The 13,440-nt window shown below is 72.0% G+C and carries 13 protein-coding genes and 1 tRNA gene; 7 read left to right on the top strand and 7 right to left on the bottom strand.

Features of this window, described 5'->3' with window-relative positions; all coding sequences use genetic code 11:
* The 3 genes from cysD to ACZ4A5_RS28290 all read right to left on the bottom strand — a co-directional run.
* Positions 1–605, bottom strand: a 605-nt coding sequence (cysD, locus tag ACZ4A5_RS28300) for a sulfate adenylyltransferase subunit CysD (RefSeq protein WP_467590232.1), incomplete at its 3' end; no start/stop codon positions are given.
* Entirely contained in the window at positions 602–1,171 is a 570-nt protein-coding gene (gene cysC, locus ACZ4A5_RS28295; RefSeq protein WP_467590229.1) for an adenylyl-sulfate kinase, read from the bottom strand. The genes cysC and cysD, both read right to left, overlap by 4 nt.
* Before the next feature lie 66 nt (positions 1,172–1,237).
* A complete protein-coding gene (locus ACZ4A5_RS28290) occupies positions 1,238–1,969 on the bottom strand; it encodes a sulfotransferase-like domain-containing protein (RefSeq protein WP_467590226.1) in 732 nt (243 codons plus the stop codon).
* Between the two features lie 323 nt (positions 1,970–2,292).
* On the opposite strand from ACZ4A5_RS28290, the gene lysW reads away from it, so the two are divergent.
* The 7 genes from lysW (at position 2,293) to ACZ4A5_RS28255 (ending at position 8,252) form a co-directional block, all read left to right on the top strand.
* A complete protein-coding gene (gene lysW / locus ACZ4A5_RS28285; RefSeq protein WP_116213109.1) occupies positions 2,293–2,457 on the top strand; it encodes a lysine biosynthesis protein LysW in 165 nt (54 codons plus the stop codon).
* A gap of 29 nt (positions 2,458–2,486) precedes the next feature.
* Positions 2,487–3,332: a RimK family alpha-L-glutamate ligase gene (locus tag ACZ4A5_RS28280; protein ID WP_467590237.1), complete on the top strand. Its 846-nt coding sequence runs from the start codon at positions 2,487–2,489 to the stop codon at positions 3,330–3,332.
* The gene (argC, locus tag ACZ4A5_RS28275) at positions 3,320–4,357 is read left to right on the top strand and encodes an N-acetyl-gamma-glutamyl-phosphate reductase (RefSeq protein ID WP_467590223.1); all 1,038 of its coding nucleotides are present in this window, start codon (positions 3,320–3,322) and stop codon (positions 4,355–4,357) included. The genes ACZ4A5_RS28280 and argC overlap by 13 nt, the downstream gene beginning before the upstream one ends.
* Before the next feature lie 61 nt (positions 4,358–4,418).
* Entirely contained in the window at positions 4,419–5,264 is an 846-nt protein-coding gene (locus ACZ4A5_RS28270; RefSeq protein WP_467590220.1) for a [LysW]-aminoadipate kinase, read from the top strand.
* The gene (locus ACZ4A5_RS28265) at positions 5,261–6,373 is read left to right on the top strand and encodes a M20/M25/M40 family metallo-hydrolase (RefSeq protein WP_467590217.1); all 1,113 of its coding nucleotides are present in this window, start codon (positions 5,261–5,263) and stop codon (positions 6,371–6,373) included. Before ACZ4A5_RS28270 ends, ACZ4A5_RS28265 begins: the two co-directional genes overlap by 4 nt.
* Complete coding sequence (locus ACZ4A5_RS28260; protein WP_467590214.1) at positions 6,373–7,251, top strand: transketolase; 879 nt, start codon at positions 6,373–6,375, stop codon at positions 7,249–7,251. Before ACZ4A5_RS28265 ends, ACZ4A5_RS28260 begins: the two co-directional genes overlap by 1 nt.
* On the top strand, positions 7,248–8,252 hold the full coding sequence (locus ACZ4A5_RS28255; protein ID WP_467590211.1) for a transketolase family protein: 1,005 nt from the start codon (positions 7,248–7,250) through the stop codon (positions 8,250–8,252). Before ACZ4A5_RS28260 ends, ACZ4A5_RS28255 begins: the two co-directional genes overlap by 4 nt.
* A gap of 78 nt (positions 8,253–8,330) precedes the next feature.
* Here the strand turns inward: ACZ4A5_RS28255 and ACZ4A5_RS28250 are convergent, their stop codons facing one another.
* The 4 genes from ACZ4A5_RS28250 to ACZ4A5_RS28235 all read right to left on the bottom strand — a co-directional run bounded on the left by ACZ4A5_RS28250 (position 8,331) and on the right by ACZ4A5_RS28235 (position 12,900).
* Complete coding sequence (locus ACZ4A5_RS28250; protein ID WP_467590208.1) at positions 8,331–9,266, bottom strand: HNH endonuclease; 936 nt, start codon at positions 9,264–9,266, stop codon at positions 8,331–8,333.
* A 339-nt stretch (positions 9,267–9,605) separates the two neighbouring features.
* A tRNA-Thr gene (locus ACZ4A5_RS28245) sits at positions 9,606–9,679 on the bottom strand.
* A gap of 98 nt (positions 9,680–9,777) precedes the next feature.
* Positions 9,778–11,421 (bottom strand): alpha/beta hydrolase, encoded by a 1,644-nt coding sequence (locus tag ACZ4A5_RS28240; protein ID WP_467590205.1) that lies wholly within the window; start codon positions 11,419–11,421, stop codon positions 9,778–9,780.
* Between the two features lie 279 nt (positions 11,422–11,700).
* Positions 11,701–12,900, bottom strand: coding sequence for a DNA polymerase III subunit delta' (locus ACZ4A5_RS28235; protein WP_467590234.1), 1,200 nt, complete (start codon positions 12,898–12,900; stop codon positions 11,701–11,703).
* Positions 12,901–13,440 lie beyond the last annotated feature (540 nt).

Below are 13,440 nucleotides of genomic sequence, written 5' to 3'. Positions count from 1 at the left end.
CAGTTGGACAGCGGGAAGACGCGGACGTGCTCGCCGGGCGCGTGCCGGCCGTTGTAGAGCTGCCACAGCTCGGGCCGCTGACGCCGCGGGTCCCACTGGGAGAACTCGTCGCGCAGGGAGAAGACCCGCTCCTTGGCGCGCGCCTTCTCCTCGTCGCGCCGCCCACCGCCGAAGACCGCGTCGAAACGGTGCTCCTGGATGGCCTCCGTGAGCGGCACCGTCTGCAGGGGGTTGCGGGTGCCGTCGGCCCGCTCGCGGAGCACGCCGCGGTCGATGTAGTCCTGCACGGAGGCGACGTGCAGCCGCAGGCCGTGCGCGGCCACCGCCCGGTCACGGTAGGCCAGCACCTCGGGGAAGTTGTGCCCGGTGTCCACGTGCAGCAGCGTAAAGGGCACGGGCGCGGGCGCGAACGCCTTCAGCGCCAGGTGCAGCATCACGATCGAGTCCTTGCCACCGGAGAAAAGAATCACCGGCCGCTCGAACTCACCCGCCACCTCCCGGAATATATGCACCGCTTCGGATTCCAGTACATCCAGGTGGGACAGCGCGTATCGACCGGCGGTGTCGCCGGCAGGCGCGAAGGCCGTCGAACCGGTGTCACTCACACCAGGCCCCTCTCCGTGAGCAGCGAATACAGTACGCCGGCCGACTCGGCCACGGTCTGCGTGTGCGACTCGATCCGCAGGTCCGGCGACTCCGGTGCCTCATAGGGATCGTCGACCCCCGTAAGGCCCGATATCTCGCCGGCTGCCTGCTTGGCGTACAAACCCTTCACGTCTCGCTCCGAGCAGACCTCGACCGGAGTCGCGACGTGCACCTCGAGATAGGCCGTCCCCGAGGCGTCGTGGCGCTCTCGCACCGCCTCCCGGGAATCGGCGTACGGCGCGATCACCGGCACGATCGACTTCACGCCGTTGCGCGCGAGCACCTCCGATATCAGGCCGATGCGCTGCACATTGGTGTTCCGGTCCGCGCGGCTGAAGCCGAGGCCCGCGGAGATGAACTCGCGGATCTCGTCCCCGTCCAGCACCTCGACCCGGTGCCCCTCGCCGCGCAGCCGCTCGGCGAGCGCCTTGGCGATCGTGGTCTTGCCCGCGCTGGGCAGCCCGGTCAGCCACACCGTGGCGCCCGTCCGCTCCGGCGTGCCGCACGTGCACTGCGTCACTGTCACCTTCCGGTCCCCCCGCTCCTCACCGCATCGACCGGGGGCCGCGCCGCGGCCGCCCGTACTCCCACGTCAGACACCCAGCCGGTGTGCGCGCAGCTTCTCGTAGAACGGTAGGTGGTGCGCCAGGTACTCCGAGAGGACAGGGTGGGTGTCCACGTCGACCCGGTCCGCGCGCTCCTTCTTCTCGAAGCCGCTGCTCGCGCTCGCGTCCCGGTGCCACTTCTCGCTCGGCGCCCACTCCTGGCGGCTGCCGCTGCGCCACTGGAGGGCCTCGGGGAGGTACGGGATGCGGGCGGCGTCGCAGTACGCCCGCACGGTCCGCTCCGGTGCCTCCACGAGGTCCGCGGCGTCGACCACGGCGGGCACGGTGCCCGTCAGCTCCTGGACGCGCTCGAAGAGCTCGTACTGCGCCTCGAATCCGATCTGGTGCTGCCGCACGCCGGGATTGATGGCGTAGTACGAGGCGATCGTCTCGCGCGGGTGCCGGATGATGAAGGTGTGCAGCGCGTCCCGCGCCAGGAAACGCGCGTCCGCGAGCAGCCCGGGATAGCGCTCGTCGGTGGTGTCCTTGAAGAAAAGCGGGCGCTCCGCGGAAAGCTCACGGATCCGGGCGAGCAGGCCGGCTTCGTCGGATATCTGCCGGCCGGCCGCGTCCACGGAACCGAATTCCATCAGATACGAGAACGGCTCGTGCAGCAGCCGGAAATCACCGCGCTCCGACATCATGCGGAAGAATGCGGTGGAACGGCAGCGCGGAGCGCTCCAGAGGGCCAGAATTCTCGGGGCTTCTGCGGACCGCAAAATGACACTCCTCGCACACTCTGCCGATACTGCACACGGGCGCCTCAACCTAGCCTGAACGGCGCGCCGGTAGCAATGGTGCGTGTGCCACTTCCGGCCCCGCGCAAGGGAATTGAAACAGGCCGGTCAGCCTGCCGTTGAGAAGTTGTGGACGCGCGTCGACGCGCCATCAGGAATTGCCCGGCGCGGTCAACGGAATCGGCCCGCGGGAATCATCAAACGAGTGGATGTCCGCCCGGAAGCACGGCCCCTAGCCTTGGTCCGCGCATCCAGTGCGTGTCAAGTGCGCGATTCCGCAACAGTGCGATGGGAGAGCAGTTTTCATGGCGAAGTGTCCGGAGTGCGAAGGTTCCGTGGCCCTCATGGAGAACCCCCGGGTGAGTGAGATCGTGGAGTGCGCCGGCTGCTCCAGCGAGCTGGAGCTCATCTCCGTCGACCCGGTCGAGCTCGTGCTGGCCCCGGAGATCGAAGAGGACTGGGGCGAGTGACCTCCTCCACGCGCCCGGGCCGCTTCGCGATGCTCGCATCCCGTATGAGAGCGGATGAGAAGCGCCTTCTCGACGCCTTCGAACGACGGGGCGCGGACTGCGAGTACGTCGACAGCCGGGCGTCGTGGAGCCTTCTGCACGCGGAGCGGCCGCCGTGGCGGACCGTGCTCAACCGCGAGATCGGCCACGCCCGTGCCCTCTACGCCGCGCGCGCCCTGGAGGCCGCCGGCGCCACCGTGGTCAACTCGGCGGCGGCCACCGAGGTCTGCGGCGACAAGTGGCAGACCTCCGTGGCCCTGCGCCGGGCCGGCCTGCCCACCCCCCGCACCGCGCTCGCCCTCACACCGGAGGCCGCGCTCGACGCCCTGGAGGAGATCGGCTACCCCGCCGTGGTCAAACCGCTCGTGGGCTCCTGGGGCCGTCTGGTGACCTTGCTGCCGGACCGCCGGACGGCGGAGACGGTGATGGAGTACATCGCCGCCCTCCCGGCCCCGCAGTCGCACATCGTCTACGTCCAGGAGCTCATCGCCAAGCCCGATCGCGACATCCGCATGATCGTCGTGGGCGGCGAGGTGCTCGGCGCCACCTACCGCCGCGGCACCCAGTGGCGCACCAACGTGGCGCGCGGCGCGACCTCGGAGGCGTTCACGCCCTCGCCCGGGACGGCCGAACTCGCCGTCATGGCCGCGAAGACCGTGGGGGCCGACATCGCGGGCGTCGACCTGATCGAGAGCGACGACGGCGAGGTGGTGGTCCTGGAGGTCAACCACGGCGTCGAGTTCTCGGGCTTCCAGCGGGCCATGGGCGAGCGCGTGGACGTGGCCGGCCGGATCGTCGAACACCTCATGACAAGGTCTGAATCATGCTGCGAGTAGCGGTTGTCGGAGCCTCCGGATACATCGGCGGCGAACTCCTACGGCTCCTCATCGGCCACCCGCGCGTCGAGGTCACCGTCGCGACCTCGAACCGCTTCGCGGGCAAGCGGGTGGACGGCCCGCACCCCAATCTGCGCGGCGCGACCGACCTGACCTTCGTCGCCAACGACCGGCTGGCGGAAGCGAAGGGCGGCTTCGACGTCCTCTTCCTGGCCACCCCGCACAAGGAGACCATGGGCCGGATGCCCGAGTTCCTCGGGCTGGCCGAACAGGTCATCGACCTCTCCGGCGACTTCCGGCTGCGCGAGGCGGAGGTCTACGAACGGCACTACGGCACCCCGCACACCGCGCCCGAGCTCATCCCCACCTTCACCACCGGCCTGCCGGAGTGGCACCGCGAGGAGATCCGGGAGAGCGACCGCGTCTCCGTACCCGGCTGCATGGCGACAGCCGGCATCCTGGCGCTCCGTCCGCTCAGCGAGGCCGGACTGCTCAACGGGAGCGTCCAGATCGACGCCCGCACCGGATCCAGCGGCTCCGGCGTCTCGGCCGGCTCGTCCAACCTCCACGCCGAACGCAGCGGCGCCATGCGGATCTTCGCGCCCAACAGCCACCGCCACCAAGCGGAGATCGCCCAGTCCACCGGGCTGCCGGTCAGCATGACCGCCACCGGCGTGGAGGCCGTGCGCGGCGTGCAGGTGCTCTGCCGCGTCCAGCTCACCGAGGGCACGGACGAGCGCGCGCTGCGCCGGGCCTACCGCGAGGCGTACGCCGGGGAGCGGTTCGTGCGCGTCGTCGCGCAGAAGCGCGGCCTGTACCGACTGCCCGAGCCGAAGATCCTCTCCGGGTCGAACTTCTGCGACGTCGGCTTCTCGGTCGGCGACGAGGACGGCACCGCGGTCGTGGTGGGCGCGCTCGACAACCTCGTCAAGGGCGGTTCGGGCAACGCCGTGCAGTGCCTGAACATCCGCCAGGGCTGGCCGGAGGACCTGGGCCTCGCGTTCACGGGCCTGCACCCGAACTGACCCGCGTACGGGACCGCGGGACAGGACCGCCGCGCCCCCAGAAGCCGGAAGGCCGGAGAACATGCAGCACATCACCGTCGTCAAGTGCGGCGGCAACGCCGCGGTGGACCCGCTGGCGATCTGCGAGGACGTCGCGGCGATGACCCACGAGGGCGCCCGCGTCGCCCTCGTGCACGGCGGCTCCGCCGACATCGAGGACCTGGCGCGCCGCATGGGCGTCCCGCTCCGCCGCCTCACCTCGCCGGACGGCGTCTCCGCCCGGCACACCGACTCCGCGACCCTGGAAGTGGTCCACCTGGCCCTCGCCGGACTCGCCAAGCCCCGCCTCGTCGGCGCGCTCGTCGAGGCGGGCGTCAGCGCCGTAGGGCTCACCGGTCTCGACGGCGGTCTGCTGCGCGCCAGGCGCAAGTCCGCGCACCGCGCGATCGTCGACGGCCGCAAGGTGCTCGTCCGCGACGACCACAGCGGACGCGTGGTGGAGGTGAACACCGCGCTGCTGCATACCTTGTTGGAAGCCGGTTCGGTGCCCGTCGTCTCCCCGCCGGCCGTCGCGGAGGACGGCCGCCCGGTGAACACCGACGCCGACCGCGCCGCCGCGGCCGTCGCCGGAGCCCTCGGAGCGAAGACCCTCGTCCTGCTGACCGGCGCGCCGGGCGTCCTCGCGGACCCCGCCGACGAGACCTCCGTGCTGCCGGTCTGCGCCGTACCGCCCACCGGCGCGCCGCCGCACGTCGGCGGCGGCATGGGCCTCAAGCTCATCGCGGCCCGGGAGGCCCTGCTCGCCGGCGCGCGACGCGTGCTGGTCGCCGACGGCCGCCGCCCCGACCCCGTACGGGCCGCGCTCGCGGGCCACGCCACCGAGATCGTGATCTCCCACACCACCGCCAGGGAAGAGGCACCCCGATGACGCTCACACCGGTGACCGCGCCGAGCCCGGTCACGGAGTCGTACGCGGTCGGCATGCTGCGCCGCATGCTGGAGATCCCGTCCCCCTCGTACGGGGAGGGGGAGCTCGCCGCGTTCCTGGTACGGAGCATGACGGAGCTCGGGTTCGACGCCCGGGTCGACGAGGCGGGCAACGCCGTCGGCGAGATCGTCCGCGGCCCCGGGCCGACCGTGCTGCTCCTCGGGCACATGGACACCGTCACCGGCGACCTGCCCGTCCACGCCGCCGAGGGGCGGCTGTACGGACGCGGCGCCGTGGACGCCAAGACCCCGCTGGCGACCATGGTCTGCGCGGCCGCCGCCGCGACGGACTTCCGCGGGCGCGTCGTGGTCGTGGGCGCCGTGGAGGAGGAGACGGCGCTGTCGCGCGGCGCCGTGCACATCCGCCGCACCCACCCCCGGCCGGACGCCTTCGTCATCGGCGAGCCCAGCGGCTGGTCGACGGTCGTGCTCGGCTACAAGGGCAAGCTCGACCTCCGCTACGAGGTGGCGTGCGAGGCGACACACCCCAGCAACCCCCTGCCCAAGGCCACCGAGCTGGCCGCGGGAGCCTGGACCACGCTGCTGGAGTTGCTCGGGCCGGACGCGGGCCACGGCTCCTTCGACCAGCCGGGCCCCACGCTCGTGTCGATCAACGGCGATCTCACGGAGGCCACCGCGGAGTTCAGCGTCCGCGTCCCGCCCGGATTCGACCACCACAAGCTCGTCCAGCAGCTGACCGAGTCCGTGCCGGAGGGCCGGATCACGGTCGTCAACACCGTCGAGGCGTGCCGCGTGAGCCGCACGGACCCCGTCGTCCGGGCGCTCACGGCGGGCATCCGGCAGCAGGGCGCCAAGCCGTCGCTGAAGGTGAAGACGGCGACCTCCGACATGAACACCCTGGCCGAGGTCTGGGACGTCCCGATGGCCACGTACGGGCCCGGTGACAGCAGGCTCGACCACGCCGACGACGAGCACGTCGTGCTGTCCGACTACCTCGGCGGCATCGAGGTGCTGTCCGCCGCCCTGCGCGAACTCGGCACCTCACTCCCCGCGCAGGCCCCCGCTCCGCACGCAACCGAGGACTGCTGATGAGTGCCACACCCCCCACCGGTTCCCTCGCGGGCAGCGCCTGGACCGGCGACCTCCCGCCCGAGGAACACGCCCTGCGCGTCCGCGAACTGATCGTGGAGATGTGCGGCTCCGCCGAAGGGGGGCACCTCGGCGGCTCGATGTCCCTCGTCGAGATCCTGGTGACCCTCTACCGCTCGGTGCTGCGCGTCGACCCCGCCGCGCCCGACGACCCCGAGCGCGACGTGCTGCTGCTGAGCAAGGGCCACGGCGCGATCGGCCTCTACGCCGCCCTGGCGGAGCGCGGCTTCTTCCCCGCCGAGGACCTCGCCACGTACGGCCGTCCGGAGAGCCTCTTCTCCGCGCACCCCAACCCGGCCGTGCCCGGCGTCGAGATGCCCACCGGCTCCCTCGGGCACGGGCTGCCGCTGGGCGTCGGCTTCGCCCTCGCGGCCCGGCTGGACGCCTCCCCCCGGCGCACCTTCGTCGTCCTCGGTGACGGCGAGCTCCAGGAGGGCTCGAACTGGGAGGCCGCGATGGCCGCCGGTTCGCTCGGGCTCGGCCGGCTCGTCGCCGTCGTCGACCGCAACAGCCTCCAGATCACCGGCCCCACCGAGAACGCCGTCGCCCTGGAGCCGCTGGCCGACCGCTGGCGCAGCTTCGGGTGGCACGCGCGCGAGGTGGACGGCCACGACATCGCCCTGCTCCGCGCCGCGTTCGACGGCATCCCCGCCGACGCGGACCGGCCTACCGTGCTGATCGCGCGGACGGTCAAGGGCCGCGGCCTGCCCTACATCGAGGGCCAGACGCGCAGCCACTACGCCCGCCTCGGCGAGCGACCGAAGAAGAGGGCGCTGGCGATCCTGCGCGCCCAGTCCAGGAAGGCGGCACAGGCATGACCACCGTGGCACCCGACGCCCCGCGCGCCCCGGAGCGGACCGCTCCCGCGGCGCCCGCGATCCCGTCCAGCCGTGAGGTCTACCGCGACCTGCTGGCGGAGTTCCTCGCCGCGGACGAGCGGGTGGTGTGCCTGGACAGCGACACCGGCCTGTTCAACGGCGTGGACTTCGGCGCCGCCGCCGCCCGCTACGTCAACCTCGGCATCGCCGAGCAGAACCTGATGGGCGTGGCCGCGGGCCTGGCGAGATCCGGGCGGCTGCCGTACGTCAACACGATGGCGACGTTCGCCACCACGCGGGCGCTGGAGTCGCTGAAGCTGGACATCGCCCTGAACAACCTCCCGGTGCGGATCGCCGCCACCCACGGCGGTCTCGCCGCGGGCCACCTGGGCTCCACGCACCACTCCCTGGAGGACCTGGCCATCACCCGGCTGCTCCCGAACCTCACTGTCGTGGTCCCCACGGACGCCGCCTCCACGGAGTCCCTCATCCGGCAGGCCCAGGAGCTCCCCGGCCCCGTTTACATCCGGCTCGGCCGCAACGCCACCCCCGGCCTCCCGGCCGGTGCCCCGCCGCAGCGGCTCGGCGAGGCACAGCGGCTGCGCGAGGGCGGCGACGTGACCCTGGTGGCCACCGGCCCGTACCCCGTCCTCGGCGCCCTCGAAGCGGCCGGCACGCTCGCCGAGTCGGGCATCGAGGCGACGGTCCTCAACTTCCACACGATCAAGCCGCTGGACACCGGCGCGCTGATCGCGGCGGCGCGGGCGACGAGGGCCGTCGTCACCGTCGAGGAACACTGGGCAGCGGGCGGCCTGGGCTCCGCGACCGCCGAGACGATCGCCGAACTCGGCGTCCCCACCCCCGTACGCCGCGTCGCCGTGGGCGACCACTTCGCCCACGGCACGGGCGCCCAGTCCCACCTCGTGGAACGCAACGGCATCACAGCGGCGGCAATCGTCACCCGGACCCGCGAAGCGTTGGGGGCGACCGGCCTTCGGTAGCGGGGCAGTTCCTGCCGATACGCACGAGGCTGGCATCGTCCGGCCGGGACGGTCGAGCAGTACGGCGCGGCGCCCCTGTCAGTCGCGTGGTCGCTCGCTGAGCCAGTGCGCATCGAGCCAGACCCTGTGCTCGGGCCGTAGCCGCACCGCCAGAGGCCGGCCATGCAGCTGCGCGTAGCACGGATAGCGGTGCAGGCTCGAGGCGACATCGAGCGTTCCGGAGGCGGTGTCGACTGCGATATGGCCGAGGTCGAAGAGCCGGTGGATGTCACGGCGCAGCAGCAGTCCACCGTATTCGTGGTGCTCACCGCTCTCGGCGTAGCTGTAGAGGTGCGCCGCTTCCAGGGCGGCAGCGGGTGTCGGACCCGTGAAGGCGCATATCTCGCCCTGCTCCCGCAACAGCTGTTTGCGGAACGCCTCTTGCCCGACGCGCACGCGCACCAGCGACTCCCTGTGGCCCCCCGCTATGGCCAGGCGAGTGGCTGCGGCTATGTCCTTGACCGTGCCGGCTTGGCCGGTGACGTCAAGAAGCGCCTGCCGCAGCCGCTCCCACCGCACGGGGCGCATACTCAGCTGCGACTTCGGGGCGTCGCAAAGGGCCCGTAGCTCGGAGCCCGAGAGCAGACCGCGACCGTCCATCCATCGCTTGCCGTGCACGGACCGATAGGTGGTCACTGTCCTGGTCTTCTGGCGCGCGACGGAAAACAGGTGCCCACACTTGCCGCAGCGGTACGCCGGCTTCTCCCTCTGACGCTGCTTGATGTCGGCCTTACCGCACTGCGGACAGGAGTACAGCGTCTTCTCGGCGGTCGCGGTGTCGATCGCCTCTATCACCGAGACGCCGATGAGTTCTCTCCTGTCCCAGAGGGCTATCACGTCCCCCACCGCCACACGGGCATGGTTCTGAACGGTGCTGTCCCAGCTGTAGTGCCGGGACGGACTGTCGTCATAGCCGTCGTTCCCGGCGTGCTCCCGGCTGTTGCCCAGCGCCAGCATCAACCACGCAGTGGTCATTCCGCCCCCTCACGTCACCCCCGCAGCCGGACGGCCTCCCTCTGCCCCGCGATCCGCGACCGCCTCAACCGGAAGAACTGAAGACATCCTCACGGCCGCGAGAGCCGATCCAGCGGGTTCCCCGCCCCGTCCCTCATCATCGCGCACGCATTCCGGCACTTCCCGCGCCGCACACACTGTACTGCTGGACAGGCCGGCCCTCCTGCGGGGCAGGCCGTCGATGCGGCTGCAAATACAGGATGGGCACGCAGGGGGCGAGGATCATCAAATTCCGCCCCCGCCGCGTCTCGGCATAAGAAAAAGCCCAGGTCACGGGCAATGTGACCTGGACTTCATCGGAGCCGCCTTCGGGATTCGAACCCGAGACCTACGCATTACGAGTGCGTTGCTCTGGCCAACTGAGCTAAGGCGGCAAGCTGCCGGACACCGGTTCGGCATCAGCAGCGCGGCCAAGTCTACACAGTTTCGAGGGGTGCTCCGTACACGGCCGCCGGGAGCGGGGATCCGCAGGTCAGGAGCACTTCTGGTCGGCGGGTGGCGGGGTGTTCGTGAGGAGGTAGTTGTTGATCGCGGAGTCGATGCACTTGCTGCCCCGCGTGTAGGCCGTGTGACCGTCGCCGTCGTAGGTGAGGAGGCGGCCGGAGGACAGCTGCGAGGCGAGGGAGCGGGCCCAGGGGTAGGGGGTCGCGGGGTCGCGGGTGGTGCCGACGACGAGGATCGGGGCGGCTCCCCGCGCGGGGATGCGGTGCGGGCGGCCGGTGGCGGGCACCGACCAATAACCGCAGGTCAGCGAGGACCAGGCGAGGCTGGCGCCGAAGACGGGCGACGCTTTGCGGAATGCGGGGAGGGCCTCGCGGACATCGTTCGGGTCGCGGAAGGCCGGCGGGAGATCGAGGCAGTTCACGGCTGCGTTGGCGAACATCAGGTTGGTGTACGAGCCCTTGCCGTCCCGCTCGTAATAGGCGTCCGAGAGCCTGAGCAGCAGGGCGCCGTCGCCGTGCTCCGCGTCCCGCACCCCCTTGCGCAGGAGGCCCCAGGCGGCCTCGTCGTACATGGCCGAGATCACACCCGTCGTGGCCAGGCTCTCGGTGAGCTCGCGCTTGCCGGCCGGGACCGGGTGGGCGTCGAGCTGCTTGAAGAGCGCGGCGAGCCGGTCCCCCGCCGCCGCGACGTTCGTGGCGGGGGTGAGGGGGCAGTCCGTGCGCTTGAGGCAGTCCTGCGCGAAGGCGGTGAAGGCGGTCTGGAAGCCGGCGGTCTGGTCGCGGTTGATCCGCTCCGCGTCCAGGGAGGGGTCCAGGGCGCCGTCGAGCACCACGCGGCCGACGCGGGACGGGAAGAGCCCGGCGTAGGTGGCACCGAGGAAGGTGCCGTACGAGGCGCCGACGTACGTCAGCTTCTCGTCGCCCAGGACCGCGCGGAGGACGTCCATGTCGCGGGCGGCGTCGACGGTCGAGACATGGGGCAGGAGCCTGCCGGAGCGGCTCGCGCAGCCGTCCGCGAACTTCTGGTACGCCTCGACCAGCTCGGCGATCTCGGTGGCGTCGTCGGGCGTCTGGTCCACCTGCGTGTAGGCGTCCATCTCGGCGTCGGTGAGACAGCTGACCGGTTCGCTCGCGGCGACGCCGCGCGGGTCCATGCCGACCAGGTCGTACCGGGCGCGGACGGCGGCGGGGTAGCCGGTCGCCGCGTACTGCTGGAGGTAGTTGATCGCCGAGCCGCCCGGACCGCCCGGATTGACCATCAGGGAGCCGAGGTGCGCACCGGGGCCACTCGCCTTCTTGCGGGAGACGGCGAGCTTGATGTCGTCACCCGCCCGCGGCCGGTCGTAGTCCAGGGGCGCGGTCAGGCTGGCGCACTCGAACCCGGCGCCGCCGCACGCGTGCCAGGCGAGCTTCTGCGCGTAGTAGGGCCGCAGCGCGGAGGGCAGCTCCCTCGGGAGCGGCGCCAGGGTGCCCGCCGGGCCCGCGAGGGAGCCGCCGGCCCCGATCGCGCCCGCGGCGGGGAAGTCGCCCCAGGCCCGTCCGTCCCCCTGGGCCTGCGGTCTCGCCGCCGCGGACGCGCTCGGCGCCGAGTCCTCCAGGGCACAGCCGGAGATCAGCAGTGCCGCGGTCGCGATGACGGCGCCTGAGGTGCGGAGCAGACGGCTGGAGTCCATCGGCTGGTCCCTCTGATGGAGTGATGTGGCATGAAAAGGACGAGCAGCGGGAATGACCGTTGGTTACGACAGATCACGATGCCCGCACGGAGCGTATCCATATGGGTGTGCGGCATGGCCACTTGCCGGGCCACTTGGGCTCGTATGAGTGAGATCGCGTAACTGTGGGCCGGTGCGCGCGTGGGGGCGCGTCGACAGAGGCGTGGGATCCGGCGCCTGCGCCGGGAGCCCGCTCCCGGCGGGCTCGGACGCGGGCTCAGATGCGGGCTGGACGCGGGCTCAGCCGGCCCGCAGTGCCATCGTCATCGCCTCGACCGCGAGGAGCGGTGCCACGTTCCGGTCGAGGGCGCGGCGGCACTCGATGATCGCCTCGATACGGCGCAGCGTCCGCTCCGGCCCGGAGCCCGCGGCGACGCGCTGGAGGGCGTCCCGGGAGTCGGTGTTGGCGAGCTCCACGCGCGAGCCGAGCTGCATGGCCAGCACGTCGCGGTAGAAGCCGGTCAGATCCACGAGGGCGAGGTCGAGGCTGTCGCGCTGGGTGCGCGTGCTGCGGCGCTTCTGGCGGTCCTGAAGCTCCTTCATAGCGCCCGCCGTACCGCGCGGGAGGCGGCTGCCGGTGCCCGCCGCCGCGCCAAGGGCGGCGCGCAGTTCCTCGGTCTCCTTCGTGTCGACCTCCTCGGCGACCTGCTTGGCATCCTCGGCGGCCGCGTCGATCAGCTCCTGCGCGGCCTTGAGGCAGCCGCCGACGTCGTCGACGCGGAGCGGGAGTCTGAGGACGGCCGCGCGACGGGCGCGGGCGCGCTCGTCCGTGGCGAGGCGGCGGGCCCTGCCGATGTGACCCTGCGTGGCCCGCGCGGACTGCCCCGCGATGTCGGGCTCGATGCCGTCACGGCGGACGAGGAGCTCCGCGACCGCGGCGACGGGCGGCGTCCGCAGGGTGAGCAGGCGGCAGCGGGAACGGATCGTCGGCAGCACATCCTCCAGGGAGGGCGCGCACAGCAGCCACACGGTGCGCGGAGCGGGCTCCTCCACCGCCTTGAGCAGGACGTTGCCCGCGCCCTCGGTCAGGCGGTCGGCGTCCTCCAGGACGATCACCTGCCAGCGGCCGCCGGCCGGGGACAGCTGGGCGCGGCGGACGAGGTCGCGGGTCTCCTTGACGCCGATCGACAGCTGGTCGGTGCGCACGACCTCCACGTCCGCGTGGGTGCCCACGAGGCTGGTGTGGCAGCCGTCGCAGAAACCGCAGCCGGGGGCCCCGCCGAGGGACCGGTCGGGGCTGACGCACTGGAGCGCGGCGGCGAACGCGCGGGCCGCCGTGGCCCGCCCGGACCCGGGCGGACCGGTGAACAGCCAGGCGTGCGTCATCGAACCGCCGCCCCCGCCGCCTCCGCCCGTGACGAACGCGTCCGCGTCGCGGGCGGCAGCGGAGAGCTGCTCCGTCACCCGGTCCTGACCGACCAGGTCGTCCCACACCGCCATGGCTGCCTCCGAGCGCACTGTTCGTCCTGCGGCTACCCATTGTGGGACACGGCACTGACACCGCCCGCCACGTCCTCGGGCCGGACGGGCCGATGCGGTGCCCTCGGGCCGGACGGGCCGATGCGGCGAGGGGCGCGGTACGAAGCCGGTGAACCGTAAGGCCGCGCGAGCCTTCCGCACGGGCTGCGCCCAGCCGGAGAAGCACCCCGCCGCATGCCCCCTGGCCCGGACAGGCCGACGCGACGAGGAGCACAGGTACGAAGCCGACCAACCGTAAGGCCGCGCAAGCCATCCACACGGGCTGCGCCCAGCCGGGGAAACAGCCCGCCGCATGCCCCCTGGCCGGACAGGCCGACGCGGTGACGGACGGGCACGGAATCAGCTGTAAGGACGCCGCCTTCCGCCCCAACGAGGCCCAGCCTCCGGAAGCACCCGCCGCAGGCCCCCAGGCCAGACGGGCCGACGCGGGTGAGGCCCGGAGTCGGCAAAACCCTGAGGCCATCGCGGACCTTCCGCCCCAGCCACACCCAGCCACGGGCC

Source organism: Streptomyces sp. NPDC025618, from assembly GCF_055558795.1.
Note: the sequence above shows the minus strand (reverse complement) of the source record. Positions and strands in the feature narration are given on the sequence as shown.

Coding starts and splice junctions, on each gene's coding strand:
- ACZ4A5_RS28280 (WP_467590237.1), top strand. CDS start 2,487: ATGCTCGCATCCCGTATGAGAGCGGATGAGAAGCGCCTTCTCGACGCC.
- ACZ4A5_RS28235 (WP_467590234.1), bottom strand. CDS start 12,900: ATGGCGGTGTGGGACGACCTGGTCGGTCAGGACCGGGTGACGGAGCAG.
- lysW (WP_116213109.1), top strand. CDS start 2,293: ATGGCGAAGTGTCCGGAGTGCGAAGGTTCCGTGGCCCTCATGGAGAAC.
- ACZ4A5_RS28270 (WP_467590220.1), top strand. CDS start 4,419: ATGCAGCACATCACCGTCGTCAAGTGCGGCGGCAACGCCGCGGTGGAC.
- ACZ4A5_RS28250 (WP_467590208.1), bottom strand. CDS start 9,266: ATGACCACTGCGTGGTTGATGCTGGCGCTGGGCAACAGCCGGGAGCAC.
- ACZ4A5_RS28265 (WP_467590217.1), top strand. CDS start 5,261: ATGACGCTCACACCGGTGACCGCGCCGAGCCCGGTCACGGAGTCGTAC.
- ACZ4A5_RS28255 (WP_467590211.1), top strand. CDS start 7,248: ATGACCACCGTGGCACCCGACGCCCCGCGCGCCCCGGAGCGGACCGCT.
- ACZ4A5_RS28240 (WP_467590205.1), bottom strand. CDS start 11,421: ATGGACTCCAGCCGTCTGCTCCGCACCTCAGGCGCCGTCATCGCGACC.
- argC (WP_467590223.1), top strand. CDS start 3,320: ATGCTGCGAGTAGCGGTTGTCGGAGCCTCCGGATACATCGGCGGCGAA.
- ACZ4A5_RS28260 (WP_467590214.1), top strand. CDS start 6,373: ATGAGTGCCACACCCCCCACCGGTTCCCTCGCGGGCAGCGCCTGGACC.